The sequence below is a fragment of the Pantoea sp. USHLN256 genome (genome assembly GCF_037149875.1).
Taxonomy (GTDB): domain Bacteria; phylum Pseudomonadota; class Gammaproteobacteria; order Enterobacterales; family Enterobacteriaceae; genus Pantoea; species Pantoea nemavictus.
In genome coordinates this window covers 1-202 of sequence record NZ_JBBCQO010000065.1, presented here as the reverse complement: position 1 = coordinate 202, position 202 = coordinate 1, and the positions used below count along the sequence as shown (strand labels likewise).

General features: G+C 56.4%; 1 pseudogene. It reads left to right on the top strand.

From position 1 onward, the window contains the following. Positions 1–202 (top strand): annotated as a pseudogene (locus WFL93_RS24255) (phage tail protein); the annotation flags it as partial.

The following is a 202-nucleotide window of genomic DNA, read 5'->3' as shown; positions in this document are numbered from 1 at the left end:
CGATCCGAACTTTGCTACTACCATGACCAACGCACTTGCCGGAAAGATGGACATCAGCAAGAACGGCAGCGATATCGCCAGCGTCCCGGCGTTTCTCGCAAACCTTGGTTTGGGCGAAGCGGCAAAGCGCTCAGTTGGTACAGGTGCCAATCAGATTCCGGATATGAGCAGCTTTCCTGCTCAGCGTGGCGGCGCATGGTAC